29 protein-coding genes are annotated in these 26,158 nt (G+C 65.2%); 26 read left to right on the top strand and 3 right to left on the bottom strand.

Translation table 11 applies throughout. The features are described from left to right. The first annotated feature begins 82 nt into the window (after positions 1-82). The 14 genes from flhA to MF6396_RS10685 all read left to right on the top strand — a co-directional run bounded on the left by flhA (position 83) and on the right by MF6396_RS10685 (position 14,223). Complete coding sequence (gene flhA / locus MF6396_RS10750) at positions 83-2,212, top strand: flagellar biosynthesis protein FlhA (protein ID WP_043861821.1); 2,130 nt, start codon at positions 83-85, stop codon at positions 2,210-2,212. 11 nt (positions 2,213-2,223) lie between these two features. Next, positions 2,224-3,534: a flagellar biosynthesis protein FlhF gene (gene flhF / locus MF6396_RS10745; protein ID WP_043861822.1), complete on the top strand. Its 1,311-nt coding sequence runs from the start codon at positions 2,224-2,226 to the stop codon at positions 3,532-3,534. 119 nt (positions 3,535-3,653) lie between these two features. Further along, positions 3,654-4,487 carry a flagellar synthesis regulator FleN gene (gene fleN / locus MF6396_RS10740; protein WP_054915624.1) on the top strand — a complete coding sequence of 278 codons (834 nt, stop codon included), beginning with the start codon at positions 3,654-3,656 and terminating at the stop codon, positions 4,485-4,487. Further along, positions 4,484-5,224 (top strand): RNA polymerase sigma factor FliA, encoded by a 741-nt coding sequence (gene fliA, locus MF6396_RS10735; RefSeq protein ID WP_043861824.1) that lies wholly within the window; start codon positions 4,484-4,486, stop codon positions 5,222-5,224. The genes fleN and fliA overlap by 4 nt, the downstream gene beginning before the upstream one ends. Positions 5,225-5,328: 104 nt before the next feature. Then, positions 5,329-5,703, top strand: coding sequence for a chemotaxis response regulator CheY (locus tag MF6396_RS10730; protein ID WP_043861825.1), 375 nt, complete (start codon positions 5,329-5,331; stop codon positions 5,701-5,703). Between the two features lie 20 nt (positions 5,704-5,723). Further along, on the top strand, positions 5,724-6,512 hold the full coding sequence (locus MF6396_RS10725) for a protein phosphatase CheZ (protein ID WP_043861826.1): 789 nt from the start codon (positions 5,724-5,726) through the stop codon (positions 6,510-6,512). A 12-nt stretch (positions 6,513-6,524) separates the two neighbouring features. Next, entirely contained in the window at positions 6,525-8,762 is a 2,238-nt protein-coding gene (locus MF6396_RS10720) for a chemotaxis protein CheA (RefSeq protein ID WP_078480278.1), read from the top strand. Positions 8,763-8,807: 45 nt separating this feature from the next. Beyond that, positions 8,808-9,929 (top strand): protein-glutamate methylesterase/protein-glutamine glutaminase, encoded by a 1,122-nt coding sequence (locus MF6396_RS10715; protein ID WP_078480277.1) that lies wholly within the window; start codon positions 8,808-8,810, stop codon positions 9,927-9,929. Further along, on the top strand, positions 9,929-10,669 hold the full coding sequence (locus MF6396_RS10710; protein WP_078480276.1) for a flagellar motor protein: 741 nt from the start codon (positions 9,929-9,931) through the stop codon (positions 10,667-10,669). Before MF6396_RS10715 ends, MF6396_RS10710 begins: the two co-directional genes overlap by 1 nt. Positions 10,670-10,672: 3 nt before the next feature. Then, complete coding sequence (motD, locus tag MF6396_RS10705; protein WP_043861830.1) at positions 10,673-11,560, top strand: flagellar motor protein MotD; 888 nt, start codon at positions 10,673-10,675, stop codon at positions 11,558-11,560. Between the two features lie 43 nt (positions 11,561-11,603). Next, entirely contained in the window at positions 11,604-12,392 is a 789-nt protein-coding gene (locus tag MF6396_RS10700; protein WP_078480275.1) for a ParA family protein, read from the top strand. Further along, on the top strand, positions 12,392-13,285 hold the full coding sequence (locus MF6396_RS10695) for a CheW domain-containing protein (protein ID WP_078480274.1): 894 nt from the start codon (positions 12,392-12,394) through the stop codon (positions 13,283-13,285). The genes MF6396_RS10700 and MF6396_RS10695 overlap by 1 nt, the downstream gene beginning before the upstream one ends. Positions 13,286-13,349: 64 nt before the next feature. Further along, positions 13,350-13,829 (top strand): chemotaxis protein CheW, encoded by a 480-nt coding sequence (locus MF6396_RS10690; protein WP_043861833.1) that lies wholly within the window; start codon positions 13,350-13,352, stop codon positions 13,827-13,829. A gap of 1 nt (position 13,830) precedes the next feature. Next, positions 13,831-14,223: a DUF2802 domain-containing protein gene (locus MF6396_RS10685; protein WP_043861834.1), complete on the top strand. Its 393-nt coding sequence runs from the start codon at positions 13,831-13,833 to the stop codon at positions 14,221-14,223. A gap of 25 nt (positions 14,224-14,248) precedes the next feature. Here the strand turns inward: MF6396_RS10685 and MF6396_RS10680 are convergent, their stop codons facing one another. Together MF6396_RS10680 and fliK are read right to left on the bottom strand one after the other, a co-directional pair. Beyond that, positions 14,249-14,584 (bottom strand): EscU/YscU/HrcU family type III secretion system export apparatus switch protein, encoded by a 336-nt coding sequence (locus MF6396_RS10680; protein WP_043861835.1) that lies wholly within the window; start codon positions 14,582-14,584, stop codon positions 14,249-14,251. Further along, the gene (gene fliK, locus MF6396_RS10675; protein ID WP_078480273.1) at positions 14,581-16,152 is read right to left on the bottom strand and encodes a flagellar hook-length control protein FliK; all 1,572 of its coding nucleotides are present in this window, start codon (positions 16,150-16,152) and stop codon (positions 14,581-14,583) included. Before fliK ends, MF6396_RS10680 begins: the two co-directional genes overlap by 4 nt. A gap of 182 nt (positions 16,153-16,334) precedes the next feature. Between fliK and ccmA the strand changes: the two genes are divergently transcribed. The 12 genes from ccmA (at position 16,335) to MF6396_RS10615 (ending at position 25,158) form a co-directional block, all read left to right on the top strand. Beyond that, positions 16,335-16,967 carry a cytochrome c biogenesis heme-transporting ATPase CcmA gene (gene ccmA / locus MF6396_RS10670; RefSeq protein WP_078480272.1) on the top strand — a complete coding sequence of 211 codons (633 nt, stop codon included), beginning with the start codon at positions 16,335-16,337 and terminating at the stop codon, positions 16,965-16,967. After that, positions 16,964-17,632, top strand: a complete 669-nt coding sequence (ccmB, locus tag MF6396_RS10665; RefSeq protein WP_078480271.1) for a heme exporter protein CcmB — start codon at positions 16,964-16,966, stop codon at positions 17,630-17,632. Before ccmA ends, ccmB begins: the two co-directional genes overlap by 4 nt. Positions 17,633-17,675: 43 nt before the next feature. Continuing rightward, on the top strand, positions 17,676-18,452 hold the full coding sequence (locus MF6396_RS10660; RefSeq protein ID WP_043861839.1) for a heme ABC transporter permease: 777 nt from the start codon (positions 17,676-17,678) through the stop codon (positions 18,450-18,452). Beyond that, positions 18,449-18,625, top strand: coding sequence for a heme exporter protein CcmD (gene ccmD, locus MF6396_RS10655; RefSeq protein ID WP_043861840.1), 177 nt, complete (start codon positions 18,449-18,451; stop codon positions 18,623-18,625). The genes MF6396_RS10660 and ccmD overlap by 4 nt, the downstream gene beginning before the upstream one ends. Beyond that, positions 18,622-19,077: a cytochrome c maturation protein CcmE gene (gene ccmE / locus MF6396_RS10650; RefSeq protein ID WP_058542048.1), complete on the top strand. Its 456-nt coding sequence runs from the start codon at positions 18,622-18,624 to the stop codon at positions 19,075-19,077. Before ccmD ends, ccmE begins: the two co-directional genes overlap by 4 nt. Positions 19,078-19,088: 11 nt before the next feature. Then, complete coding sequence (locus MF6396_RS10645; protein ID WP_167400228.1) at positions 19,089-21,062, top strand: heme lyase CcmF/NrfE family subunit; 1,974 nt, start codon at positions 19,089-19,091, stop codon at positions 21,060-21,062. Next, on the top strand, positions 21,059-21,595 hold the full coding sequence (locus tag MF6396_RS10640) for a DsbE family thiol:disulfide interchange protein (RefSeq protein ID WP_043861843.1): 537 nt from the start codon (positions 21,059-21,061) through the stop codon (positions 21,593-21,595). The genes MF6396_RS10645 and MF6396_RS10640 overlap by 4 nt, the downstream gene beginning before the upstream one ends. Further along, on the top strand, positions 21,592-22,068 hold the full coding sequence (locus MF6396_RS10635) for a cytochrome c-type biogenesis protein (protein WP_078480270.1): 477 nt from the start codon (positions 21,592-21,594) through the stop codon (positions 22,066-22,068). The genes MF6396_RS10640 and MF6396_RS10635 overlap by 4 nt, the downstream gene beginning before the upstream one ends. Then, positions 22,061-23,245 carry a c-type cytochrome biogenesis protein CcmI gene (gene ccmI, locus MF6396_RS10630; RefSeq protein WP_078480269.1) on the top strand — a complete coding sequence of 395 codons (1,185 nt, stop codon included), beginning with the start codon at positions 22,061-22,063 and terminating at the stop codon, positions 23,243-23,245. Before MF6396_RS10635 ends, ccmI begins: the two co-directional genes overlap by 8 nt. A 10-nt stretch (positions 23,246-23,255) precedes the next feature. Further along, complete coding sequence (locus MF6396_RS10625; protein ID WP_043861846.1) at positions 23,256-23,666, top strand: hypothetical protein; 411 nt, start codon at positions 23,256-23,258, stop codon at positions 23,664-23,666. A gap of 48 nt (positions 23,667-23,714) precedes the next feature. Continuing rightward, a complete protein-coding gene (locus MF6396_RS10620) occupies positions 23,715-24,653 on the top strand; it encodes a 2-hydroxyacid dehydrogenase (protein ID WP_078480268.1) in 939 nt (312 codons plus the stop codon). A gap of 91 nt (positions 24,654-24,744) precedes the next feature. Further along, entirely contained in the window at positions 24,745-25,158 is a 414-nt protein-coding gene (locus MF6396_RS10615; protein ID WP_078480267.1) for a GFA family protein, read from the top strand. Here MF6396_RS10615 and MF6396_RS10610 read toward each other — a convergent pair. Continuing rightward, a complete protein-coding gene (locus MF6396_RS10610; RefSeq protein WP_078480266.1) occupies positions 25,151-26,044 on the bottom strand; it encodes a LysR substrate-binding domain-containing protein in 894 nt (297 codons plus the stop codon). The two genes, MF6396_RS10615 and MF6396_RS10610, sit on opposite strands and share 8 nt — an antisense overlap. Positions 26,045-26,158 lie beyond the last annotated feature (114 nt).

Raw genomic sequence — 26,158 nt, 5'->3', positions numbered from 1 at the left:
TGATCCAAAGTTGGAAAGCTTCTTGCAATAGCAGCGCCAAGCGCCCGCATGGCGTCAAAAGTTTGCTTGAAGAGGAATATCGGTGGATCGCTCTCAGTTAATCAACAGCGCCCGTAGCAACCTGTCCGGGCTCGGCCGGGGCAACCTGGGGGTGCCGCTGTTGCTGCTGGTGATGTTGGCAATGATGATGTTGCCGATCCCGCCGTTCCTGCTCGACGTGTTCTTCACCTTCAACATCGCCCTGTCCATCGTCGTGCTGCTGGTGTGCGTGTACGCCTTGCGCCCGCTGGATTTCGCCGTGTTTCCGACCATCCTGCTGGTGGCCACGCTGCTGCGCCTGGCGCTGAACGTGGCGTCCACTCGGGTGGTGATGCTCCACGGCCACGACGGCCACGAAGCCGCGGGCAAGGTGATCCAGGCCTTCGGCGAGGTGGTGATCGGCGGCAACTACGTGGTCGGTATCGTGGTGTTCGCGATCCTCATGATCATCAACTTCGTGGTGGTGACCAAGGGGGCCGGGCGCATTTCCGAGGTGAGCGCGCGCTTCACCCTCGACGCCATGCCCGGCAAGCAGATGGCCATCGACGCCGACCTCAACGCCGGCCTGATCGACCAGGCCCAGGCCAAGGCACGGCGTACCGAAGTGGCCCAGGAGGCCGAGTTCTACGGTTCGATGGACGGTGCCAGCAAGTTCGTGCGCGGTGACGCCATCGCCGGCCTGCTGATCCTGTTCATCAACCTGATCGGCGGCATGGCCGTGGGTATCTTCCAGCACGGCATGACCTTCGGCGACGCCGGTCGCGTGTATGCGCTGCTCACCATCGGTGACGGTTTGGTGGCGCAGTTGCCTTCGCTGCTGCTGTCCACCGCCGCCGCGATCATGGTTACCCGTGCCTCGGGCTCCGAGGAAATGGGCAAGCAGATCAACCGGCAGATGTTCGATTCGCCCAAGGCGCTAGCCGTGTCCGGTGGCCTGATGATCGTCATGGGGCTGGTGCCGGGCATGCCGCACGTGGCATTCCTCAGCCTCGGCCTGATGGCCGCGGGCGGCGCCTACCTGGTGTGGCGCAAGCAGAACCAGGCCAAGGTCAAGGCACAGCAGGAAGTGCAGCGCCAGCAGGACCTGCTGCCGTCGCCGCAGCGTGCTCAGGAAACCAAGGAGCTGGGCTGGGACGACGTTACCCCGATCGACATGATCGGCCTGGAAGTCGGCTACCGGCTGATCCCGCTGGTGGACCGCAACCAGGGTGGGCAGTTGCTGGCGCGGATCAAGGGGGTACGCAAGAAGCTGTCCCAGGACCTGGGCTTCCTGATGCCCACCGTGCACATCCGCGACAACCTCGACCTGGCCCCCAGCGCCTACCGCCTGACGCTGATGGGGGTGATCCTGGCCGAGGCCGAGATCTACCCCGACCGCGAACTGGCGATCAACCCGGGGCAGGTGTTCGGCAACCTCAACGGCATCGCCGCCAGGGACCCGGCCTTCGGCCTGGAGGCAGTGTGGATCGATGTGGCCCAGCGCAGCCAGGCGCAATCGCTGGGCTACACCGTGGTGGACGCGAGCACCGTGGTCGCCACCCACCTCAACCAGATCCTCTACAAGCATTGCCACGAGCTGATCGGTCACGAAGAGGTACAGCAACTGCTGCAGGTCCTGGCCAAGGGCTCGCCCAAGCTGGCCGAGGAACTGGTACCGGGGGTGCTGCCGCTGTCCGGTCTGCTCAAGGTGCTGCAGGCGTTGCTGGCCGAGCAGGTGCCGGTGCGCGACATCCGCACCATTGCCGAAGCCATCGCCAACAATGCCGCCAAGAGTCAAGATACCGCCGCGCTGGTGGCTTCGGTGCGCGTAGGATTGAGCCGCGCAATCGTGCAAAGCATTGTAGGAACTGAGTCCGAGCTGCCTGTGATCACGCTTGAGCCAAGGTTGGAACAGATTTTGCTCAATAGTTTGCAAAGGGCCGGGCAGGGTCAGGAAGATGGTGTTCTTCTTGAGCCGAGCATGGCCGAAAAGCTTCAGCGTTCGTTGATCGAGGCCGCCCAGCGTCAGGAGATGCAAGGGCAACCTGCAATCCTGCTGGTCGCAGGACCCGTTCGACAGATGCTGTCGCGTTTTGGCCGCCTGGCTGTACCGAATTTGCATGTTTTGGCGTATCAGGAAATACCTGACAACAAGCAAGTTACCATCGTTGCCACAGTAGGCCCCAACGGCTGAGGTAGTGGGATATGCAAGTTAAGCGTTTTTTCGCCGCTGATATGCGTCAGGCCATGAAGCTGGTTCGTGATGAGCTGGGGGCAGAGGCCGCCATCATCGGCAACCGACGGATTGCTGGCGGTGTCGAGCTGACGGCGGCGCTGGACTACAAGCTGTCCGCGCTTGCGCCGCGGGTGCCGAACGTCGAGCTCGAGGACGAACTGCGCAAGACCCAGTCGCGCATCGTCACCGCGCAGGCCGAGCTCAGCAGCCGGGTCGAAGGCGAGGAGGGCAACCGCCAGTTGTTCGCCGGCCTGCCGCTGACCGCCTCCGAGCCGCTGGTAGAGCCGCAGGTCGAGGCCCCCGTGCGGCCTCAGGCAGCGGCCCCGGCGCCGGTCGATCAGCGCCTGTTCGATTCCATGCGTTCGGAGCTCTCGGGCCTGCGCGAGCTGCTCGAAGTGCAGCTCGGCTCGCTGGCCTGGACCCAGCTGCAGGGCAGCAAGCCGCACCAGGCCAACCTCTGGCGCCGCCTGCAGCGCATCGGCATCGCCGGGCCGCTGGCCCGCGAGGTGCTGGACATCACTGCCGACATCGAAGAGCCCCGCCAGGCCTGGCGCATGCTGCTGGCGCACCTGGCCCGCATGATCCAGGTGCCGGAAATCGAGCCGATCGAAGAGGGCGGCGTGATCGCCATGGTCGGCCCGGCCGGCATGGGCAAGACCACCACCCTGGCCAAGCTGGCGGCGCGCTATGTGCTCAAGTACGGCGCGCAGAACATCGCGCTGGTGAGCATGGACAGCTTTCGCATCGGCGCCCAGGAACAACTCAAGACCCTGGGGCGCATCCTGAATGTGTCGGTGACCCACGTCGACCCCGGCCAGTCGCTGGCCCAGGCCCTGGACCCTCTGCTGCGCAAGCGCGTGGTGCTGATCGATACCGCCGGCCTGCAGGCCAGCGACCCGGCACTGCGCATGCAGCTCGAAACCCTGGCCGGGCGCGGCATCCAGGCCAAGAATTACCTGGTGCTGGCCACCACCAGCCAGAAGCAGGTGCTGACCGCTGCCTACCACAGCTACAAGCGCTGCGGGCTGGCCGGTTGCATCCTGACCAAGCTCGACGAAACGGCGTGCCTGGGCGAGGTGCTGAGCCTGGCCATCACGCATGAGTTGCCGGTGGCCTATCTGACCGATGGGCCGCGCATTCCGGACGATCTGCACTTGCCGCGCCGGCACCATCTGGTCAGTCGCGCGGTCAGTGTACAAATGCAGGACGATCCCAGCGAAGAGGCCATGGCCGACATGTTCGCCGATCTGTACCACAGCGACGGCAAGCGTGTCGGCTGAGGTAAATGTGTATACGTTGCAAAGTACCTACATCAATGGTCTGCCAGGCATTTTTCAGGTGTTGAAAGCGCAGCCAGTCATGTGGCCTCGGTCTAAGTAAGACAAGGTAAAGAACAAACATGGGCAGCATGCATCCCGTACAGGTGATCGCCGTGACAGGCGGCAAAGGTGGCGTCGGCAAGACCAACGTGTCAGTGAACTTGTCATTGGCGCTGGCTGAGCTTGGCCGTCGGGTCATGCTGCTGGACGCCGACCTGGGCCTGGCCAACGTCGACGTCTTGCTCGGCCTGACCCCCAAACGCACACTGGCCGATGTCATCGAGGGCCGCTGCGAGCTGCGCGACGTGCTGCTGCCGGGGCCTGGCGGGGTACGCATCGTGCCTGCGGCCTCCGGCACCCAGAGCATGGTGCACCTGGCGCCGGCCCAGCATGCCGGGCTGATCCAGGCGTTCAGCGAGATCGGCGACAACCTCGACGTGCTGGTCATCGACACCGCGGCCGGCATCGGCGATTCGGTCGTCAGCTTCGTGCGCGCGGCCCAGGAAGTGCTGCTGGTGGTGTGCGACGAGCCCACGTCCATCACTGACGCCTATGCCCTGATCAAGCTGCTGAACCGCGATTACGGCATGAACCGTTTCCGGGTGCTGGCCAACATGGCACAAAGCCCTCAGGAAGGTCGCAATCTGTTCGCCAAATTGACCAAGGTCACGGATCGCTTCCTGGATGTCGCCTTACAATACGTCGGTGCTGTGCCCTACGACGAATGTGTCCGCAAGGCAGTGCAGAAGCAGCGAGCAGTCTACGAAGCCTTTCCGCGTTCCAAGTGCGCGCTGGCCTTCAAGGCCATTGCTCAGAAGGTCGATAGCTGGCCGTTGCCTGCCAACCCGCGTGGTCATCTGGAGTTCTTCGTCGAACGGCTGGTGCAACCGACCAGTGCGGGACCAGTGCTATGAGTGCAAGCGGCTATCGGATGTACAGCAAGGCTTCGCGTGATGCCCAGTACGAGCTGATCGAGCGGTACGCACCCTTGGTCAAGCGCATTGCCTATCACCTGCTGGCGCGTCTGCCAGCCAGTGTGCAGGTGGAAGACCTGATCCAGGCCGGCATGATCGGCCTGCTCGAGGTCTCCAACAAGTACGACTCCAGCAAGGGTGCCAGTTTCGAGACCTATGCCGGTATCCGCATCCGTGGGGCCATGCTCGACGAGGTGCGCAAGGGGGATTGGGCGCCGCGTTCGGTACACCGCAATACCCGCATGGTGAGTGACGCGATTCGTGCAATTGAAGCAAAAACCGGTCGTGATGCTAAAGATCACGAGGTTGCTGCCGAACTTCAATTGAGTCTCGATGATTATTACGGGATTTTGAACGATACCTTGGGCAGTCGCCTGTTCAGTTTCGACGACCTGTTGCAGGACGGCGAACATGAAGGCCTGCACGAGGACGGCGCCAGTGCCCAGCTCGAGCCATCGCGCGATCTGGAAGACGAGCGCTTTCAGGCAGCCCTGGCGGATGCAATCGCCAACCTGCCCGAGCGCGAGCGCCTGGTGCTGGCGCTGTACTACGACGAAGAGCTGAACCTCAAGGAAATCGGCGAGGTGCTGGGGGTCAGCGAGTCGCGTGTCAGCCAGTTGCACAGCCAGTGCGCCGCACGCTTGCGCGGTCGCCTGGGGGAATGGCGGGCGCGTTGAGCAGCCGTTCCATACAGTCGTGAAATGTAGTGCCCGAATTGATTGAATGCGCGTTCAGCGCTGAGCGCGTTAAAGACTGCTTGGAGGTCTAATTGAACAAAGACATGAAAATCCTCATCGTCGACGATTTTTCGACGATGCGGCGGATCATCAAGAACCTGTTGCGTGACCTGGGCTTTACCAATACCCAGGAAGCCGACGACGGCAACACCGCGTTGCCGATGCTCGAAAGCGGTCACTTCGATTTCCTGGTGACCGACTGGAACATGCCCGGCATGTCCGGTATCGACCTGCTGCGCAAGGTACGTCTGGATGAACGCCTCAAGCACCTGCCGGTGCTGATGGTGACGGCCGAAGCCAAACGCGAACAGATCATCGAAGCCGCCCAGGCGGGCGTCAACGGCTATGTGGTCAAACCGTTCACCGCCCAGGTGCTGAAAGAAAAGATCGAAAAGATCTTCGAGCGCGTCAATAGCTGAGGTACGCCACGGGGGCGCTTATGGAGCAAAAAAGATCATCTTTGGACGACTTCGAGTCGACTCTGAAGAAACATGCCCAGGAGCTGGTCAGCAGCCTTGAAAAAGGCAGGTTCGGCGACGCGGTGCAACTGATCCATCAGCTGAACCAGACCCGTGACCTTGGCCTGTACCAGGAAGTCGGCAAGCTTACCCGCGAGCTGCACAGTGCGATCGTCAGTTTCCAGATCGATCCGCACATGCCGCAGGCCGAGGAAGTCTCGCAGATTACCGACGCCACCGAACGCCTGTCGTATGTGGTCAAGCTGACCGAGGGCGCTGCCAACCGCACCATGGACCTGGTGGAGGCAAGCACGCCGGTACTCAATGACCTCAGTGCCGAGGCGGCCAGCCTGAGTGGCGACTGGCAGCGCTTCATGCGCCGCGAAGTCGAGGCTCCGGAGTTTCGCGAGCTGGTCAAGCGCGTCGACAGTTTCCTGACGCACAGCGCCGAGGGCAACCGCAAGGTCGCCGGCCATCTCAACGACATTCTTCTGGCTCAGGACTACCAAGACCTGACCGGCCAGGTGATCAAGCGCGTCACGGCACTGGTCACCGAAGTAGAAAGCAATCTTCTGAAGCTCGTGTTGATGGCGAGTCAGGTCGACCGGTTCGCCGGCATCGAGCATGACCACGACCAGCTGCGTGCCGAAAAAGATCAAGAAAAACATCCGACTCGGGGTGAAGGACCACAGATTCATGCCGATAAACGTGAAGACGTTGTGTCCGGTCAGGACGATGTCGACGATCTGCTGTCCAGCCTGGGTTTTTAGGGAGCACGTTTAATGAGCTTCGGCGCCGATGAAGAAATCCTCCAGGATTTTCTGGTAGAAGCCGGCGAAATTCTTGAGCAACTGTCCGAGCAACTGGTCGAGCTGGAAAGCCGCCCGGATGATGCCGACCTGCTCAATGCAATTTTTCGCGGTTTTCACACTGTAAAAGGGGGCGCCGGCTTCCTCCAGCTCAATGAGCTGGTGGAGTGCTGCCACATCGCCGAAAACGTCTTCGACATCCTGCGCAAGGGTGAACGACGTGTGGACGCCGAACTGATGGACGTGGTCCTGGAAGCCCTGGACACCGTCAACAGCATGTTCGGCCAGGTGCGCGAGCGCACCGACATCACCGCAGCCACTCCGGAATTGCTGGCCGCCCTGGCGCGCCTGGCCGAACCTGCCGGTGCCGAAGCGGCGGCGCCTGCGCCGGTGGCGGCGGTTGCCGAGCCGGAGCCTGAGGCCGAGGCGAGCGGGGGTGATATCACCGACAGCGAGTTCGAGCAGTTGCTCGACTCGCTCAATGCCGCCAAGGCCCAGGCCGAGGCGCCCGAGCCGGTGGCCGTGGACGCTGCCAGCGATGAAATCACCGACGCCGAGTTCGAGTCGTTGCTGGACCAGTTGCATGGCAAGGGCCAGTTCGCCCCCGACAGCGTGGCGGCGGCATCTGCTGCTGCACCTGGCGCGGACGCGGCGCCCAGCGGCGATATTACCGACGATGAATTCGAAGCACTGCTGGACCAGTTGCACGGCAAGGGCACCTTTGCCGCCGATGCACTGCCCGGCGCTGTAGCGGCCGCCGCACCGGCCGCTGCCGCACCCGCAGCGGCGGGTGACCATATTTCCGAACACGAATTCGAGGCCCTGCTCGACGAGTTGCACGGCAAGGGCAAGTTCGCGCCCGACGCCGTCAGCGGCGCCGGCGCTGCCAGCGCGCCTGCTGCTGCGGCGACGGTTGCGGCCCAGCCGGCGGCCAAGCCCGCAGCGGCAGCCGCTGCACCGGCACCGGCACCGGCCAAGGCACCCGCCCCCGCGCCGGCCCGTCAGGCGGCTCCCGCTGCCGACAAGCATCCGGCCAGCGAGGCCGAGACCACCGTGCGGGTCGACACCGCGCGCCTGGACGAGATCATGAACATGGTCGGCGAACTGGTGCTGGTGCGTAACCGCCTGGTGCGCCTGGGCCTGAACAGCGGCGATGAAGCCATGTCCAAGGCCGTCTCGAACCTGGACGTGGTAACCGCCGACCTGCAGACCGCGGTGATGAAGACCCGCATGCAGCCGATCAAGAAGGTCTTCGGGCGCTTCCCGCGTCTGGTTCGCGACCTGGCCCGCCAGCTCAAGAAAGAGATCAACCTGGAGCTGGTCGGCGAAGAGACCGACCTGGACAAGAACCTCGTCGAGGCCCTGGCCGACCCGCTGGTGCACTTGGTGCGCAACGCCGTCGACCATGGCGTGGAAACCCCGGAAGAGCGCGAAGCCGCCGGCAAGTCGCGCAATGGCAAGGTGATCCTCGCTGCCGAACAGGAAGGCGACCACATCCTGCTGTCGATCTCCGATGACGGCAAGGGCATGGATGCCAATGTCCTGCGCGCCATTGCGGTCAAGCGCGGGGTGATGGACAAGGACGCCGCCGATCGCCTCAGCGAAAGCGACTGCTACAACCTGATCTTCGCCCCGGGCTTCTCGACCAAGACCGAGATCTCCGACGTGTCCGGTCGCGGCGTGGGCATGGACGTGGTCAAGACCAAGATTTCCCAGCTCAACGGCTCGATCAACATCTACTCGACCAAGGGCCAGGGCTCGAAGATCGTCATCAAGGTGCCGCTGACCCTGGCGATCATGCCGACCCTGATGGTGATGCTCGGCAACCAGGCCTTCGCCTTCCCGCTGGTGAACGTCAACGAGATTTTCCACCTGGACCTGTCGCGCACCAACGTGGTCGACGGCCAGGAAGTGGTGATCGTGCGTGACAAGGCCTTGCCGCTGTTCTACCTCAAGCGCTGGCTGGTCAGCTCGGCAGCCCACGAGGAGCAGCGTGAAGGCCACGTGGTGATCCTGTCGGTGGGTACCCAGCGCATCGGCTTCGTGGTCGACCAGCTGGTGGGCCAGGAAGAGGTGGTCATCAAGCCGTTGGGCAAGATGCTGCAGGGCACCCCGGGCATGTCGGGCGCCACCATTACCGGTGACGGGCGCATTGCGCTGATCCTCGACGTGCCGAGCATGCTCAAGCGTTACGCCGCTCGGCGTATCTGATCCCGGTGGCGTGGCCAGGTGGCCGCGCCCCGTAATGGAGTGTTTATGGTAGTCAAGGTCCTGGTGGTGGATGATTCCGGTTTTTTCCGCCGCCGTGTCTCGGAAATTCTTTCAGCGGACCCGACTATCCAGGTGGTCGGTACCGCGACCAACGGCAAGGAAGCGATCGATCAGGCGCTGTCGCTCAAGCCCGACGTCATCACCATGGACTATGAAATGCCCATGATGGATGGCATCACCGCCGTGCGTCATATCATGCAGCGCTGCCCCACGCCTGTCCTGATGTTCTCCTCGCTCACCCACGAAGGCGCCCGCGTCACCCTCGACGCACTGGACGCCGGTGCGGTGGACTACCTGCCGAAGAACTTCGAGGACATCTCGCGCAACCCCGAGAAGGTCAAGCAGATGCTGTGCGAAAAGGTGCATACCATTTCGCGCAGCAACCGCCGTTTCAGCAGCTATGCCAGCCCGGCACCGGCCGCAGCGGCTGCACCGTCGCACAGCGCCGGCAGCAGCGTCCCGGCAGCGTCCATGCGCGCCGCCCCGGTTGCCCCGCAAGCCCCTGCGCGGGCCGCTGCACCCAGCTCGCCGGCGCCCAAGCGCAAGGCCTACAAGCTGCTGGCCATCGGTACCTCCACCGGTGGTCCGGTGGCGCTGCAGCGCGTGCTGACCCAGCTGCCGGCCAACTTCCCGGCGCCGATCGTGCTGATCCAGCACATGCCGGCGGCCTTCACCAAGGCCTTCGCCGAGCGCCTGGACAAGCTGTGCCGCATCAGCGTCAAGGAAGCCGAGGACGGCGACGTGCTGCGCCCCGGCCTGGCCCTGCTGGCACCGGGCGGCAAGCAGATGATGGTCGACGGGCGCGGCACGGTGAAGATCCTGCCGGGTGACGAACGCCTCAACTACAAGCCCTGCGTGGACATCACCTTCGGTTCGGCGGCCAAGTCGTATGGCGACAAGGTGCTGGCCGTGGTGCTGACCGGCATGGGCGCCGATGGCCGCGAAGGCGCGCGCCTGCTCAAGCAGGGCGGCAGCCAGGTGTGGGCCCAGGACGAAGCCAGCTGCGTGATCTATGGCATGCCCATGGCCATTGCCAAGGCCAACCTGGCCGATGCGGTGTACGGCCTGGACGAGATCGGCCGGCACCTGGTAGAGGCGTGCATCTGATGGACGTGTTGAGCCTTATCGGGATCATCCTGGCGTTCGTCGCCATCGTTGGCGGCAACTACCTCGAAGGCGGCCATCTGTCGGCGCTGATCAATGGCCCGGCGGCGCTGAGCGTGATCGGCGGGACGCTGGCGGCCTCGCTGCTGCAGGCCCCCATGAGCGCGTTCAAGCGCGCCCTGCAGATCGTGCGCTGGATCCTCTTCCCGCCGCGGGTCGACCTGGCCGGCGGTATCGACCGGGTGGTCAACTGGAGCCTCACCGCACGCAAGGAAGGCCTGCTGGGCCTTGAGGGCGTGGCCGATGCCGAGCCCGACCCGTATGCCCGCAAGGGCCTGCAGCTGCTGGTCGACGGCGCCGAGCCCGAAGCCATCCGCAGCATCCTCGAGGTGGATTTCTACACCCAGGAAAGCCGTGACATCCAGGCCGCCAAGGTGTTCGAGAGCATGGGCGGCTATGCGCCGACCATCGGCATCATCGGCGCGGTGATGGGCCTGATCCACGTGATGGGCAACCTGGCCGACCCGACCCAGCTGGGCAGCGGTATCGCCGTGGCGTTCGTGGCCACCATCTACGGCGTGGCCAGTGCCAACCTGATCCTGTTGCCGATCGCCAACAAGCTCAAGGCCCTGGCCATGCGCCAGTCGCGCTATCGCGAAATGCTCCTGGAAGGCTTGCTGTCGATTGCCGAAGGCGAGAACCCACGTTCAATCGAACTGAAGCTTCAGGGCTTCATGGAGTAAGCCATGGCCCGTCGTCGTCAACCCGAGGAACATGAAAACCACGAACGCTGGCTGGTGTCGTATGCCGACTTCATCACCTTGCTGTTCGCCTTCTTCGTGGTCATGTATTCGATTTCCTCGATCAACGAGGGCAAGTACAAGGTCATCTCGCAGGCGCTGATCGGCGTGTTCAACGACCCCGAGCGCAGCATGAAGCCGATTCCGATAGGCGACGAGCGCCCCCTCAGCGTCAAGCCGGCCGAACCGCTGATCAAGGACAGCGAGCAGGTCGATGCGGGCCTGGGGCAAAGCTCCAGCGACCCGCTGCAGACCATCGCCGACGATGTGCGCGATGCCTTTGGCGACCTGATCAAGTCCGACCAGATGACCGTGCGCGGCAACGAACTGTGGATCGAGATCGAGCTCAATTCCTCCCTGTTGTTCGGCAGTGGCGATGCCATGCCCAGCGACAAGGCGTTCGACATCATCGACAAGGTGGCGCACATCATCAAGCCGTTCGCCAACCCGGTGCACGTCGAAGGCTTCACCGATGACCAGCCGATCCGCACGGCGCAGTACCCGACCAACTGGGAGCTGTCGTCGGCACGGGCGGCGAGCATCGTGCGCCTGCTGGCGATGGAAGGGGTCAACCCGGCACGCATGGCTTCTGTGGGCTACGGCGAGTTCCAGCCCATCGCCAGCAATGCCAGCCCTGAAGGGCGCGCGCAGAACCGCAGGGTGGTGCTGGTGATCTCGCGCAATCTGGAGGTGCGCCGCAGCCTGACCGGTACCGGCAGCGCCAATGCCACACCCGATGCGGCGCTCAAGCGTGCTGGCACACAAACTGCACCGCCAGCCGTAGCACCGACGGCCGGGCGCAATCCCGTCAATTCCCCGTCGTCGACCCTTTAATCGATCCCGGCAGGGTCCGACCCGACCGGGAGGAAGCAGCGCAATGAGAGTCTGGGCAGTAGCCAATCAAAAAGGTGGTGTCGGCAAGACCACCACATCCATCGCCCTGGCCGGCCTGCTGGCCGAGGCGGGCAAGCGTGTGGTCGTGGTCGACCTCGACCCGCACGGGTCCATGACCAGCTACTTCGGTCACAACCCGGACACCCTCGAGCACAGCAGCTACGACCTGTTCCTGCACAAGGGCACGGTGCCCGAAGGGCTGCCGGGCCAGCTGTTGCTGCCCACCAGCGACGAGCGCATCTCGCTGCTGCCTTCGAGCACCGCCCTGGCGGTGCTCGAGCGTCAGTCCCCGGGCCAGAGTGGCCTGGGCCTGGTGATCGCCAAGAGTCTGGCGCAGCTGTGGCAGGATTTCGACTACGCGATCATCGACAGCCCGCCGTTGCTGGGCGTTCTGATGGTCAATGCGCTGGCTGCCAGCCAGCAACTGGTGATCCCGGTGCAGACCGAATACCTGGCGGTGAAAGGCCTCGAGCGCATGGTCAGCACGCTGAGCATGGTCAATCGCTCGCGCAAGCAGGCCTTGCCGTACCACATCGTGCCGACCCTGTTCGACCGCCGCACCCAGGCCTCGATGGGCACCCTGCGGGTGCTGCGCGACGCTTATCCCGACACCATCTGGCAGGGCTACATTCCGGTCGATACGCGCCTGCGCGACGCCAGCCGTGCCGGGCTCACGCCGTCGCAGTTCGATGGCAGGAGCCGTGGCGTGATTGCCTACCGGGCATTGCTCAAGCATCTGCTGGCGCAGAATGCCGTTGCGCAGGTGGCCTGATGAACAGCCCGCAGCAGGTCACCATAAAGCCTCAACTGGCCTTGCAGTCGTACCTGGACGGCCTGTTGCAGGAGGCCACCGAAGAGCTGCAGCCATTGCCCCTGGCGGTGGCCGAACGCGTCGCAGTGGCCCCGGCCCCGGTGGTCGTCACGGCGCCTGAAGCGATCGACGAGTTCCAGGCCGCCGTGCTCGAAGAACAGGCCCGTGACGCCCGGCTCAAGACCGCGGTGCCGGCATTCGCCGAGCCTACGCGGCTGGTCATGCCGGTGATGGCGCCACCGGTGGTGGCCAAGGTGGTGGAGGCGGCCCCGGTGGTCGCCCCGGTCATCGCCGACGTGCCGACCCCGGTCGAGCCGCTGGTGCAGGTGCACCTGCCCGCAGCACCGGACCAGCCGGTGCCGCCGTTGACGGGAGACGGTCGCCCGGCCTGGGCCGCCGAGCCGTTCGAATGCCTGCTGTTCGACGTTGCCGGGCTGACCCTGGCGGTGCCGCTGGTGTGTCTGGGCTCGATCTACTCGCTGGCCGGCCAGGAGCTCACGCCGCTGTTCGGCCAGCCCGAGTGGTTCCTGGGCATCCTGCCCAGCCAGGCGGGCAACCTGAAGGTGCTCGACACGGCGCGTTGGGTCATGCCCGACCGCTACCGCGACGACTTCCGCCAGGGGCTGCAATACGTTATTTCGGTACAGGGCTACGAGTGGGGGCTGGCGGTGCATCAGGTCAGCCGCTCGCTGCGCCTGGACCCGAGCGAGATCAAGTGGCGTAGCCAGCGTGGGCAGCGCCCGTGGCTTGCCGGTACGGTCATCGAACACATGTGCGCGCTGCTGGATGTCGCCGAGCTGGCCGAGCTGATCGCCAGCGGCGCCGTCAAGCAGATGCACGGTACGCATAAATAATCGGTCGCAACTGCCGCGACCGCACTGAGTACACCGCCGAGAACGGCTTTTGAGGGTTAGGGGAATGAAAAACATGACTGCGCAGGGTTCCGACGATCCGATTCTGCAGTGGGTAACGTTCAAGCTGGACAACGAGTCCTACGGCATCAACGTGATGCAGGTCCAGGAAGTGCTGCGCTACACCGAAATCGCTCCGGTGCCGGGCGCGCCGAGCTATGTGCTGGGCATCATCAACCTGCGCGGCAATGTGGTGACCGTGATCGACACGCGCCAGCGCTTCGGCCTGATGTCTGCCGAAATCTCCGACAACAGCCGTATCGTGATCATCGAGGCGGACAAGCAGGTGGTCGGCATCCTGGTCGATAGCGTGGCCGAGGTCGTGTACCTGCGTCAGTCGGAGATCGAGACCGCGCCGAATGTCGGCAACGAGGAATCGGCCAAGTTCATCCAGGGTGTGTGCAACAAGAACAACGAACTGCTGATCCTGGTCGAGCTGGACAAGATGATGACCGAGGAAGAGTGGTCCGAGCTGGAGAATATCTGAGTTGATTCTCGAGGGTGCTGTCATATTTCTGGCGCTGGTCTGGATCCTCAGCCTGTGGCTGTTCTACGGCTACAGCAAGCGCCAGCGCGAGCTGGCCTCGCAGCAGGCTCAGGGCGATGCGCTGCGTGACCAGCGCATCAAGGACCTGGCCAAGCGTGTGGACGATTACCAGAACGGTACGGTGCGCATGGGCGACGCGTTGCACGAGCTGCGCGCCGTGGTGGCGCCGTTGCCGGACAAGCTGATGCAACTGGAGCAGCGCGACCCCAACAGCCTGTCGTTCGCCCAGGCGGCGCGGCTGGTGGGCATGGGCGCCAGCGTCGACGAGCTGACCCAGTCCTGCGGCCTGACCCAGGCCGAAGCCGAGCTGATGAGCAAACTGCACCGCAGCTGATGCAAGGCACCCGGCCTGCGCGGCGTCAGTCCGGCGCAGGCAGGCTGTACAGGTTCGGGGTAATGTCGCGCTCCTGCGGGGCGTTGTCCACGAACCCCTCCGGCACCTGGCCCTTGAGCTGCCAGGCGAAGGCGATGATCTCGGCGATGGTCAGGTACAGCGCCTCCGGGATCTGATCGCCCAGCTCCATGCGCGCCAGCAGGCGTACCAGCTCGGCATTCTCGTAGATCGGCACTTCGTGTTCGCGGGCAATGGCCAGGATCGCCTCGGCCAGCTCGTCGTCGCCCTTGGCGCTCAAGGTCGGGGCCTGCTGGCCGTCGTAGGTCAGGGCAATGGCCTGACGTGGCGGGGTCTGGCTCATGCGTTTTCATCCACCCAGCGTTGTTCCAGATGCGTACGCGGCCCCTGTGGCGGCGTACCGTGATGGCACAGCAGTTCACCGACGTTGAGCCCGCGCTCCACCAACCGCGCGCGCAGCTTGCCGAGCTGGCTGTCGATCAGTTGCGCGGTGCTCGGCAGCTCCGCCCACAGCTGGCTGGACAGGTTGCCCTGGCTGATCTGCGCCTGCACCTGCAAGGGCCCCAGCGGGCTGAGGTCGAATGCCAGCTCCACGCGCCAGAGCATCTCCAGCGGGTCGCGCTGTTCGCGTTCCGGGTCGGCCTGCTGCTCGGGGGTTTCCTCGCGCTGCAGCTTCACTTGCAGCGGCATGAACTCCTGACCGTTGCGCACCGGTATCTCCAGTTGCCAGGTGGTCTGCAGGTTGCCGTCGGCGGTGGTGCGGGTTTGCTCCAGGCCAGCGAGCTGGTGGCTCTGCAGGCGTGAAATGGCTGCCGCTGCCAGGCGCAGCAGGTGTTCCAGGTCGCCTTCTTCGTCGCCACTTTGCAGCAACCGCGAGGGCAGCGGAAAGCTTCCCGGGGCCGGGCGCGGGCTTACCTGGCCGAGCATGCCCAGGGCGTTGCGCACCATGCCCGGCAGCACCTGGGCCAGGGTGCTGGCAGCCACGGCCGGGTTGAACTGGGTGCTGCCGGGGAGGCCGGGCAGCAACTGCGCCACCAGCCGGATCACCTGGGCCTTGAGGTCGGGGGCGAGGGCGGCGGGGGCGCCAGCCAGCAGCTTGGCTTCCAGAAACGCGCCGCTGTTGTTCAGGGCCTGGGCCAGGCCCTTGGCCGTGCCGAGCTGTTCCATGTCCGGCAGGCTGGCCAGCAGGGTGCTCACGCTGGCCCGCACATCGGCCGGCAGGCGCTGCTCGGCGCTCATCTGTTGCAGGCTGGCGAGCAGGCCCGGCAGCGAGGCCTGGCGGCTCAGCTGCGCGCTAAGGTGCTGGGTGATCGCCAGTTGTTCCTGGCGCCCGCTCAGGGGCACGAAGCTGATCGACTGTTCACCCTGTACCCGTGCGCTGAGCAGGCTGCCCAGCGCCAGTGGCCGAGGGCTGTCGATGTTCAGGGTGGCGCCGGCCTGGGCGGTGTTGAGCAGGGTCACCAACGAGCGGAACAAGGCCGGCTGCCCGGCGGCCTGGGGCAGCGCCTGGGTGGTCAGCACCTTGCCCTGCAGCAGGGTGCCCGGCGGCAACTGGCGGGTGTCGAGCTGGGTGAGGGTGGCTACGTTGCGCGCGATGGCCTGCTGCACGGTGATGCTCAGGTTGCCGGCATTGGGCTGGCTGACCGTCAGCTCGCTGCCCTGGGGCAGGGGCTGGCTGGCGCTGGTCTGCACGGTAGTCTGGCGCCCGTTGGTCTGGGTCAGTTGCAGCAGCAGTTGGAAGTCCTGACCGACCTGGCGCAACGACAGTACCTGCGCCTGCGCGGTCTCGCCCGGGGCGAGCAGGGCAGGCTGGGGTTGCAGCAGCTTGAGCAGTTCGCCGGTCATCGCCGCGCTGCGCGCCTGGGGGTTGGCCAGGGCCTGCGGGCCAAGGCTGTTGATTTCGCCTGTCATCACGTTGCAACCTGTGGAAATAGCCCTCTTTGCAGTAGGACATGCCATGTATAATGCCGCCCGTTCCTGGCGGGTGCGCACGTCCTGTGGCGTGCCCGATGCGACCGGCCATGCCGTACAGCTGTTGCTCAGTATAACGGCCAGGCCCGGACCGACTTGAGACCGAACCATAAGGCGAACCTGTGACCCCTCGACTCGAAGCTGTGGGCCTGGCCTGCGAGCGCGACTGGCGAATGCTTTTCGAACACCTCGAACTGCAACTGGCGGCCGGTGACATGCTGCAGATCAGCGGCCCCAATGGCAGCGGCAAGACCAGCCTGCTGCGCCTGCTCAGCGGGTTGATGCGGCCCACCAGCGGTGAAATCCACCTGGACGGCAAGCTCTTGGCCGAGCAGGGCAGCGAACTGGCCAGGATGCTGCTGTGGATCGGTCATGCGGCCGGCATCAAGGACCTGCTCACCGCCGAGGAAAACCTGGCCTGGCTGTGCGCCCTGCATCAGCCTGCCAGCCGCGAGGCGATCTGGCAGGCACTGGCGGCCGTGGGCCTGCGCGGCTTCGAAGATGTTGCCTGCCATACCCTGTCGGCCGGCCAGCAGCGCCGCGTGGCGCTGGCGCGGCTGTACCTGGACAGCCCGCCGCTGTGGATTCTCGACGAACCCTTCACCGCCCTCGACAAGCAGGGCGTGGCCCAGCTCGAAGCGCACCTGGCGGCGCATTGCGAGCGCGGCGGCATGGTCGTGCTGACCACCCACCACACGCTGGCGCAGACGCCGTCCGGCTACCGAGAACTGAACCTGGGGCAGTACGCGGCATGAGTGTGTTCGTTCATTTGCTGCGCCGAGAAGCGCAGGTGCTGTGCCGCCGTCCGGCCGAACTTGCCAACCCATTGGTGTTCTTCGCGATCGTGATCGCGTTGTTCCCGTTGGCGGTCGGGCCGGAGACGCAATTGTTGCAAAACTTGTCCCCTGGGTTAGTCTGGGTGGCCGCCCTTTTATCCGTTCTGCTCTCGCTGGACGGGCTGTTTCGCAGTGATTTCGAGGACGGATCCCTCGAGCAGTGGGTCCTTTCGCCGCACCCCCTGGCGCTTCTGGTATTGGCAAAGGTGCTGGCACACTGGGCCTTTTCCGGTCTGGCACTGGTATTGTTGTCGCCGCTGCTGGCCCTGATGCTCGGTTTGCCGGTGCAATGCCTGCCGGTACTGCTGGCCTCGCTGCTGCTCGGTACCCCGATACTGAGCCTGCTGGGTGCAGTGGGCGCAGCCTTGACCGTGGGTTTGAAGCGCGGTGGCCTGCTGCTGGCACTGCTTATTTTGCCGTTATATATCCCGGTGTTGATCCTGGGCAGTGGCGCCTTGCAGGCGGCACTGCAAGCTATGCCGGCGACCGGTTACCTGCTCTGGCTTGGCAGCCTGACCGCCCTTGCAGTAACCCTGGCACCCTTTGCAATAGCGGCTGGCCTGAAGATCAGCGTCGGCGAATAATGAGGTCTGGGCCCCGCCCAGCAAAGACCCTGGATGTACCGTGATGAAAAGCAGCGCAATAAGCTGGACGTGGTTTCACAAGCTGGGTTCACCCAAATGGTTCTATGCCATCAGCGGCCGCATGCTGCCGTGGCTGAGCATCGCCGCCATCCTGCTGATCGCCGTGGGCGTGGTCTGGGGCCTGGCCTTCGCCCCGCAGGACTACCAGCAGGGCAACAGTTTCCGAATCATCTACATCCACGTGCCGGCGGCCATGCTGGCGCAGTCGTGCTACGTGATGCTGGCGGTGGCCGGCGTGGTCGGCCTGGTCTGGAAGATGAAGATCGCCGACGTGGCACTGCAATGCGCCGCGCCCATCGGCGCCTGGATGACCGTGGTGGCCCTGAGCACCGGTGCCATCTGGGGCAAGCCGACCTGGGGCAGCTGGTGGGTTTGGGATGCACGACTAACGTCGATGCTGATCCTGCTGTTTCTGTACTTCGGTCTGATTGCCCTGGGCCAGGCGATCAGCAATCGTGAGAGCGCGGCCAAGGCCTGCGCGGTACTGGCGATTGTCGGCGTGATCAACATTCCGATCATCAAGTACTCGGTGGAGTGGTGGAACACCCTGCACCAGGGCGCCACCTTCACCCTCACCGAAAAGCCGGCGATGCCTGCCGAGATGTGGCTGCCGCTGCTGCTGACCGTGCTGGGGTTCTATTGCTTCTTCGGCGCGGTGCTGCTGTTGCGCATGCGCCTTGAAGTGCTGCGGCGCGAGGCACGCGCCAGTTGGGTCAAGGATGAAGTGTTGGGCCACCTGGGGCGGGAGACCGCACGATGAGTTTTGCCAGCTTCAATGATTTCCTCGCCATGGGCCATCACGGCCTCTATGTCTGGTCGGCCTATGGCATCTGCCTGCTGGTGCTGGCCATCAATGTTGCCGCGCCCGTACTGAGCAAGCGCCGGTATCTGCAAGAAGAAGCGCGCCGCCTGCGCCGGGAGAAGTCCAAGTGAATCCGCAACGCAAGAAGCGTCTGTTCATCATCCTCGGCCTGCTGGTGGGTGTCGGCGTCGCCGTCGGCCTGGCCCTGAGCGCGCTGCAGCAGAACATCAACCTGTTCTATACCCCTACCCAGATCGCCAACGGCGAAGCCCCGCTCGATACCCGCATCCGGGCCGGCGGCATGGTCGAGGCCGGTTCCCTGCAACGCTCCGGCGACTCGCTGGACGTGCGTTTCGTGGTCACCGACTTCAACAAGTCGGTGCCCATCACCTACCGAGGCATCCTGCCCGACCTGTTCCGTGAAGGGCAGGGCATCGTCGCCCTGGGCAAGCTCAACGCCGAGGGCGTGGTGGTGGCTGACGAGGTGCTGGCCAAGCACGACGAAAAATACATGCCGCCCGAGGTCACCAAGGCCCTGAAGGAAAGCGGCCAGGTGTCCACCGACGGCGGAGCCAAGCCATGAATGCTGCACTGATGATTCCCGAGCTGGGCCAGTTGGCGATGATCCTGGCCATCTGTTTTGCCGGCGTTCAGGCCAGCGTGCCGCTGCTCGGCGCCTGGCGGGGCGACAGCCTGTGGATGAGCCTTGCACGCCCGGCGGCGTGGGGCCAGTTCGCCTTCCTGGCGTTTGCCTTCGCCTGCCTGACCCATGCCTTCATGACCGACAACTTCTCGGTGGCGTATGTGGCCAGCAACTCCAACAGCGCCTTGCCCTGGTACTACAAGTTCAGCGCCGTGTGGGGCGCCCACGAAGGCTCGCTGCTGCTGTGGGCGCTGATCCTGGGCGGCTGGACCTTCGCCGTGTCGATCTTCTCGCGCCAGTTGCCGCAGGTGATGCTGGCCCGGGTGCTGGCGGTGATGGGCATGATCAGCGTGGGCTTCCTGTCGTTTCTGATCGTTACCTCCAACCCGTTCCAGCGTCTGCTGCCGCAGGTGCCTGCCGATGGTCGCGACCTCAACCCGCTGCTGCAGGACATCGGCCTGATCGTGCACCCGCCGATGCTCTACATGGGCTACGTGGGCTTCTCGGTGGCCTTCGCCTTCGCCATCGCCGCCTTGCTCGGCGGGCGCCTGGACGCGGCCTGGGCACGCTGGTCGCGGCCCTGGACCATCGTGGCCTGGGCGTTCCTGGGCATCGGCATCACCCTGGGCTCGTGGTGGGCCTACTACGAGCTCGGCTGGGGTGGCTGGTGGTTCTGGGACCCGGTCGAAAACGCCTCGTTCATGCCGTGGCTGGTGGGCACCGCACTGATCCACTCGCTGGCCGTCACCGAGAAGCGCGGCGTGTTCAAGAGCTGGACCGTGCTGCTGGCGATCGCTGCGTTTTCGCTGAGCCTGCTGGGCACCTTCCTGGTGCGTTCCGGCGTGCTGACCTCGGTGCACGCCTTTGCCGCCGACCCCGAGCGCGGCGTGTTCATCCTGATCTTCCTGCTGTTCGTGGTCGGCGGTTCGCTGACTCTGTTCGCCTTGCGCGCCCCGGTGGTCAAGAGCCAGGTCGGGTTTGCCCTGTGGTCGCGGGAAACCCTGCTGCTGGCCAACAACCTGGTGCTGGTGGTGGCGGCCTCGATGATCCTGCTGGGCACCCTGTACCCGCTGGTGCTCGATGCACTGACCGGGGCCAAGCTGTCGGTGGGGCCGCCTTACTTCGATGCGCTGTTCATCCCGCTGATGGCCCTGCTGATGGTGGTGATGGCGGTCGGCGTGATCGTGCGCTGGAAGGACACCCCGACGAAATGGCTGGTGAGCATGCTCACCCCGGTGGCGATCGGCAGCGTGGTGCTGGCGCCCATCGGCGGGCTGCTGGTGGACGACTTCGACTGGCAGGTACTGACCACCTTCGCCCTGGCGGCGTGGATCCTGCTGGCCGGCGTGCGCGACCTGCTCGACAAGACCCGTCACAAGGGCCTGCTCAAGGGCATGCGCGGCCTGAGCCGCAGTTACTGGGGCATGCACGTGGCGCACCTGGGCATCGCGGTATGCGCCCTGGGCGTGGTGCTGTCGAGCAACAACAGCGCCGAACGCGACCTGCGCCTGGCGCCGGGCGAGTCGATGGAACTGGGCGGCTACCAGTTCGTGTTCGAAGGCGCCAAGCATTTCGAAGGGCCGAACTTCACCTCCGACAAGGGCACCGTGCGCGTGCTGCGGGACGGTCGTGAAATCAGCGTGCTGCACCCGGAAAAACGCCTGTACACCGTGCAGCAGTCGGTGATGACCGAGGCCGGCATCGATGCCGGTTTCACCCGCGACCTGTACGTGGCGCTGGGCGAGTCGCTGGACAACGGCGCCTGGGCCGTGCGCGTGCACGTCAAGCCGTTCGTGCGCTGGATCTGGCTGGGCGGCCTGCTGACCGGCCTGGGCGGCCTGATGGCGGCGATGGACAAGCGGTATCGGGTCAAGGTGAAAAGCCGGGTACGTGAAGTACTGGGCATGTCGGGAGCAACTGCATGAAGCGTTGGATCATGGTGCTGCCGCTGGCGGTGTTTCTGCTGGTGGCGGTGTTTCTGTACCGGGGCCTGTACCTGGACCCGTCCGAGCTGCCCTCTGCGATGATCGGCAAACCCTTCCCGGCGTTCTCGCTGCCGACCGTGGAAGGCGACCGGACCCTGACCCGCGACGACCTGCTGGGCAAGCCGGCGCTGGTCAACGTGTGGGCCACCTGGTGCCCCTCGTGCAAGGTCGAGCACCCGGTGCTGAACAAGCTGGCCGAGCAGGGCGTGGTGATCTACGGGGTCAACTACAAGGACGAGAACGCGGCTGCGATCAAGTGGCTGACCGAGTTCCACAACCCCTACCAGATCGGCATCCGTGACGAGCACGGCACCCTCGGCCTGGACCTGGGTGTGTACGGCGCGCCGGAGACCTTCATCATCGACGCCAAGGGCATCATCCGTCACAAGTTCGTCGGCGTGGTCGACCAGACCGTGTGGCGCGAGCAACTGGCGCCGCTGTACCAGGGCCTGCTCGACGAGGCCGGCCAATGAGGCGCTGGCTGGCAGGCGCGCTGCTGGGCCTGAGCATCGCCGGCGTGGCCCACGCGGCCATCGACACCTATCAGTTCGCCGACGACGCCGAGCGCGAGCGTTACCACGTGCTGACCAAGGAACTGCGCTGCCCCAAGTGCCAGAACCAGGACATCGCCGACTCCAACGCACCGATTGCCGCCGACCTGCGCCGCGAGATCTTCCGCATGCTCGGCGAAGGCAAGGACAACCAGCAGATCATCGACTTCATGGTCGACCGCTATGGCGACTTCGTGCGCTACAAGCCGGCCCTGACGGCGCGTACCTGGCTGCTGTGGTTCGGCCCGGGCATCCTGCTGCTGGGCGGCTTCGGCATGCTGGCGCTGATCGTGCGCAAGCGCCGTACCCAGGCGGCGGGCGGCACCGTCAACCTTTCCCCCGAGGAGCGTGAGCGCCTCGCCAAACTGCTGGACAAAGAACGCACCCATGACTGAATTCTGGCTTCCCGCAGGCCTGCTGTTACTGGTAGCCCTGAGCTTTCTGCTGATCCCGGTGTTGCGCGTGCGTCGTGCGCAACAGGAAGAAGACCGTACCGCGTTGAACGTGGCCCTGTACCAGGAGCGCGTGGCCGAACTGCAGGCCCAGGGCGAGGCCGGCGTGCTCACCACCGAGCAACTGGACCGTGGCCGCGACGAGGCCGCCCGCGAACTGCTGGCCGACACCGACAACGCCGAACCCGACCGCAGTGCGCGCCTGGGCAAGACCTGGCCGCTGCTGGCCGCGGTGCTGGTGCCGGTGATGGGCCTCGGGCTGTACCTGCACTTTGGCGCCAGCGACAAGGTCGAGCTGACCCGCGAGTTCGCCCAGGCGCCGCAGTCGGTGCAGGAGATGACCTCGCGCCTGGAGCGTGCGGTGCAGGCCCAGCCAGACTCGGCCGAAGGCCTGTACCTGCTGGGCCGTGCCTACATGGCCCAGGAACGCGCCGCCGATGCCGCCAAGGCCTTCGAACGCGCTGCCGCCCTGGCCGGGCGTCAGCCTGAGCTGCTTGGGCAATGGGCGCAGGCGCTGTACTTCGGTAACGGCAAGCAGTGGACAGCGCAGATGCAGGCGTTGACCGACGAAGCGCTCAAGGCCGATCCGGCGGAAGTCACCAGCCTGGGGCTGCTGGGTATCGCCGCTTTCGAGGACGGGCGCTACCAGCAGGCCATCGACTACTGGAACCGTCTGATTGCCCAGTTGCCCGAGGGCGATGCCTCGCGTGCCGCGCTGCAGGGCGGCATCGAGCGTGCTGGCGAACGGCTCAAGGCCGCGGGCCAGGCGCCGGCCACCAACGCACGCCTGACGGTGCGGGTCGAGCTGGCGCCGGCGCTCAAGGACAAGGTGCGTCCCGATGACAGCGTGTTCATCTTTGCCCGCGCCAGTTCCGGGCCGCCGATGCCGCTGGCGGCCAAGCGCGTGACCGTGGCCGACCTGCCGATCGAGGTTCAGCTCAGCGACAGCGATGCGATGATGCCGAACATGAAACTGTCGAGCTTCCCCGAAGTCCAACTGGTTGCGCGCGTCTCCCGTGCCGGCCAGCCGACCAAGGGCGAGTGGATCGGCCGTGGCAGCCCGCTGGCCAGCAGCACCGAGGCGCCGCAGCACCTGACCATCGACAGCCCGGACCCGTAGAGAGACCACTATGAACAGCATCGCACGCCTCACCCTGATCGCCCTGGCCGTGGGCTTGAGTGCGTGTACGGTGCATCGGCCCAGCGAGCCCACCGTGCCGCCGATCGAAACCCTGCCGCCGACCGGGCCGGTGATCAAACCGGTGCCGGGGCCCAAGCCAGGTACCCCGGCCACGCTGCCGACGCCCAAGCCGATGCCACGCACCTCGGCAAGCTTCGCGCCGCCGCCGGGTGGCGCCAGCCACTGGGACCCTAAACTCGGGGTGTACGTGCTCGAAGGCAAGACCAACACCTTCTACCGCCAACGCACCTACTACCGCTTCAGCAATGGCTGGAGCTGGGCCACCAGCCCTGACGGCCCCTGGCAGGACACCGACAGCAGCGGCGTGCCGGGCGGCCTGGGACGGGCTTTCGCCCAGTAAGCCCAAGCCGGCATAATGCCCCTTTTGCGAATGGCCAGGGGGCAGGGCATGACACACAAGGTACTGGTGCTGGTAGAAACGGTGGATGACTACCTGCCCTTGCTCGAACAGGCCGGCTTCGAGCTGATTCGGGCACAGACCCCGGCCCTGCGTGCCGAGGCCATCGCCCGCCACGGCGGCGCAATCGATGCGGTACTGACCCGCGGGCCGCTGGGCTTGCGAGCCGACGAAATCGCCGCCTTGCCCCATCTGAAAATCATCTGCGTCATCGGCGCCGGCTATGAGGAAGTGGACCTGGCAGCGGCTGCTGCGCGTGGCATCACCGTGACCAATGGCGCCGGTGCCAACGCCACTGCGGTGGCCGACCATGCCCTGGCGCTGCTGTTCGCCATCGTGCGCGATATTCCCCGTGCCGATGCCACCACCCGCCAGGGGCAGTGGAACCGTGTGATCAGCCCGTCGCTGAGCGGCAAGCGCCTCGGGGTACTGGGCCTTGGCGCGACGGGGTTGGCGATTGCCCGGCGTGCGGCGCTGGGCTTCGACATGCAGGTCAGCTACCACAACCGCCGGCCACGCACCGACGTGCCCTACACCTGGTGCGAAAGCCCGCTGGCGCTGGCGGGGGAGGTGGACTTTCTGATCGTTGCCACCCCGGGCGGGGCCGGTACGCGCCACCTGGTCGACGCGGCGGTGCTGGACGCACTGGGGCCTCAGGGTTTTCTGGTGAACATTGCGCGGGCCAGCGTGGTGGACACCGATGCGATGGTGGCGGCGTTGCGCGAAGGGCGTATTGCCGGGGCCGGGCTGGATGTGTTCGATGCCGAGCCTGAAGTGCCGCAGGCACTCAAGGCGCTGGACAACGTGGTGCTGACCCCGCATGTGGCCGGACAGTCGCCGGAAGCGGCGCGCGATACGGTGGCGCTGGTGCTGCGCAACCTGCAGGCGTTCTTTGCCGGGGAACCGGTGTTGACCCCGGTGACGGCGTAATCCGCTGTAGTGGCCGGCCTTGCCGGCGAAAGGGCCGGGGCCGACTGCTGCTAGACTTCAGCCCTACCGCTCACCGCAAGGACCCTGCACCATGTCCCAACCCCAGGAAAAACACGGCAGCTGCCTGTGCGGCGCCATTCACCTCAGCGTCAGCCTCGACAACGCCAGTGTCAGCGCCTGCCATTGCAGCATGTGCCGCAAATGGTCCGGTGGCCCGTTGATGGTGGTGCACAGCACCCAGACCCTCAGGCTCAGCGGCGACACCCCGCGCATCTACGATTCCTCCGAGTGGGCACAGCGCGGCTTCTGCGGCACCTGCGGCACCCACCTGTTCTATCGCCTCAAGGCCGGCGGCTTCGACGCCGTGCCGGTGGGCGTGCTCGATGGCGAGAGTGACTGGGCGCTGGAACTGCAGATCTACATCGATCAGAAGCCGGGCTTCTATTGCTTCGCCAACCAGACCCGGACCCTCACCGGCGCCGAGGTGCAAGCGCAGTTCAGTTGAGCGCCAGCAACCAGTCCCTGAATACCTGGGCCGCCGGCGAGCACACACGCTGCCTGTCGTGCACCAGGTAGTCGGCCTGGCCGGTGTGCACGATGAACTCCGACACCGGCCGCACCTGCCCGCTGGCGATGCGCTCGCGGGCCATGAGCTCCCAGCCCAACCCCACCCCCATACCCTGCATCACCGCGTCGAACACCAGGGTGATCTGATTGAATGTCACCGCATCGGCCGGCGCCTTGTAGCGCACCCCCAGGTGCGCGAACCAGTCGGGCCAATCCAGACAGTTCCAGGCCGAGGCATCCAGCTGGATCAGCGGCAGGGCCTGCAGCGCCGCCAGCGAATCGGCTGGCGGCAGGGCCCGCTGGGTGCTGACGATGGGGTAGATGCATTCATCGAACAGCTTGTCGGCCTGCAGTGAACTCCAGCGGCCATGGCCGTACAGCACGCCGAAGTCATAGTTGCCCACCACGCGTTCATCCATCTCGTTGCTGGCATGGATGTTCACTGTCAGCTCGGGGTGCTGTGCGTTGAAGCGCAGCAGCCGCGGGAACAACCAGTACTGTGCCACCGCATGGGTGCAGATCACGCTGACATTGCGGCTGCCGTGCCCGCTCTTGAGGCGCAATACGTTGGCCAGCAGGCTGTCGAGCATCGGCTCGACGATGGCATTGAAGCCACTGCCGGCGGCGGTCAGGGTGATGCCGCGGGCGCGGCGTTCGAACAGCGGCGCGCCCAGGTGTTCTTCAAGCAGCTTGATCTGTTTGCTCACCGCGCTCTGGGTCAGCGACAGCTCGGCGGCGGCGCGGGTGAAACTGCCGGTGCGTACCACCGCCTCGAAAGCGATCAGGGTATCCAGCGGGGGCAGGTGACGGCTGAAGCGGCTCATTGCGGGGTCTTCGGTTCAGGGAATGGCTGGATGGTAAACCCGGTGCTTTGCGCTTTAAAGGTATTCCCCATGGGAATGCCTGCATGCCGAATGATCTTTTGCCTGGACGCCTGC

This window comes from Pseudomonas sp. MF6396 (genome assembly GCF_002018915.1).
Lineage (GTDB): Bacteria > Pseudomonadota > Gammaproteobacteria > Pseudomonadales > Pseudomonadaceae > Aquipseudomonas > Aquipseudomonas palmensis.
Note: the sequence above shows the minus strand (reverse complement) of the source record. Positions and strands in the feature narration are given on the sequence as shown.

What these genes read in the sequence shown, in the direction of transcription:
- ccmI (WP_078480269.1), top strand. Translation starts at nt 22,061, where the DNA reads ATGACTGAATTCTGGCTTCCCGCAGGCCTGCTGTTACTGGTAGCCCTG.
- fliA (WP_043861824.1), top strand. Translation starts at nt 4,484, where the DNA reads ATGAGTGCAAGCGGCTATCGGATGTACAGCAAGGCTTCGCGTGATGCC.
- MF6396_RS10720 (WP_078480278.1), top strand. Translation starts at nt 6,525, where the DNA reads ATGAGCTTCGGCGCCGATGAAGAAATCCTCCAGGATTTTCTGGTAGAA.
- MF6396_RS10635 (WP_078480270.1), top strand. Translation starts at nt 21,592, where the DNA reads ATGAGGCGCTGGCTGGCAGGCGCGCTGCTGGGCCTGAGCATCGCCGGC.
- MF6396_RS10710 (WP_078480276.1), top strand. Translation starts at nt 9,929, where the DNA reads ATGGACGTGTTGAGCCTTATCGGGATCATCCTGGCGTTCGTCGCCATC.
- flhF (WP_043861822.1), top strand. Translation starts at nt 2,224, where the DNA reads ATGCAAGTTAAGCGTTTTTTCGCCGCTGATATGCGTCAGGCCATGAAG.
- MF6396_RS10640 (WP_043861843.1), top strand. Translation starts at nt 21,059, where the DNA reads ATGAAGCGTTGGATCATGGTGCTGCCGCTGGCGGTGTTTCTGCTGGTG.
- MF6396_RS10645 (WP_167400228.1), top strand. Translation starts at nt 19,089, where the DNA reads ATGATTCCCGAGCTGGGCCAGTTGGCGATGATCCTGGCCATCTGTTTT.
- MF6396_RS10610 (WP_078480266.1), bottom strand. Translation starts at nt 26,044, where the DNA reads ATGAGCCGCTTCAGCCGTCACCTGCCCCCGCTGGATACCCTGATCGCT.
- ccmD (WP_043861840.1), top strand. Translation starts at nt 18,449, where the DNA reads ATGAGTTTTGCCAGCTTCAATGATTTCCTCGCCATGGGCCATCACGGC.
- fleN (WP_054915624.1), top strand. Translation starts at nt 3,654, where the DNA reads ATGGGCAGCATGCATCCCGTACAGGTGATCGCCGTGACAGGCGGCAAA.
- MF6396_RS10620 (WP_078480268.1), top strand. Translation starts at nt 23,715, where the DNA reads ATGACACACAAGGTACTGGTGCTGGTAGAAACGGTGGATGACTACCTG.
- MF6396_RS10695 (WP_078480274.1), top strand. Translation starts at nt 12,392, where the DNA reads ATGAACAGCCCGCAGCAGGTCACCATAAAGCCTCAACTGGCCTTGCAG.
- MF6396_RS10660 (WP_043861839.1), top strand. Translation starts at nt 17,676, where the DNA reads ATGAAAAGCAGCGCAATAAGCTGGACGTGGTTTCACAAGCTGGGTTCA.
- MF6396_RS10625 (WP_043861846.1), top strand. Translation starts at nt 23,256, where the DNA reads ATGAACAGCATCGCACGCCTCACCCTGATCGCCCTGGCCGTGGGCTTG.
- MF6396_RS10690 (WP_043861833.1), top strand. Translation starts at nt 13,350, where the DNA reads ATGAAAAACATGACTGCGCAGGGTTCCGACGATCCGATTCTGCAGTGG.
- MF6396_RS10725 (WP_043861826.1), top strand. Translation starts at nt 5,724, where the DNA reads ATGGAGCAAAAAAGATCATCTTTGGACGACTTCGAGTCGACTCTGAAG.
- MF6396_RS10680 (WP_043861835.1), bottom strand. Translation starts at nt 14,584, where the DNA reads ATGAGCCAGACCCCGCCACGTCAGGCCATTGCCCTGACCTACGACGGC.
- fliK (WP_078480273.1), bottom strand. Translation starts at nt 16,152, where the DNA reads ATGACAGGCGAAATCAACAGCCTTGGCCCGCAGGCCCTGGCCAACCCC.
- MF6396_RS10700 (WP_078480275.1), top strand. Translation starts at nt 11,604, where the DNA reads ATGAGAGTCTGGGCAGTAGCCAATCAAAAAGGTGGTGTCGGCAAGACC.
- motD (WP_043861830.1), top strand. Translation starts at nt 10,673, where the DNA reads ATGGCCCGTCGTCGTCAACCCGAGGAACATGAAAACCACGAACGCTGG.
- ccmB (WP_078480271.1), top strand. Translation starts at nt 16,964, where the DNA reads ATGAGTGTGTTCGTTCATTTGCTGCGCCGAGAAGCGCAGGTGCTGTGC.
- MF6396_RS10730 (WP_043861825.1), top strand. Translation starts at nt 5,329, where the DNA reads ATGAAAATCCTCATCGTCGACGATTTTTCGACGATGCGGCGGATCATC.
- MF6396_RS10615 (WP_078480267.1), top strand. Translation starts at nt 24,745, where the DNA reads ATGTCCCAACCCCAGGAAAAACACGGCAGCTGCCTGTGCGGCGCCATT.
- MF6396_RS10715 (WP_078480277.1), top strand. Translation starts at nt 8,808, where the DNA reads ATGGTAGTCAAGGTCCTGGTGGTGGATGATTCCGGTTTTTTCCGCCGC.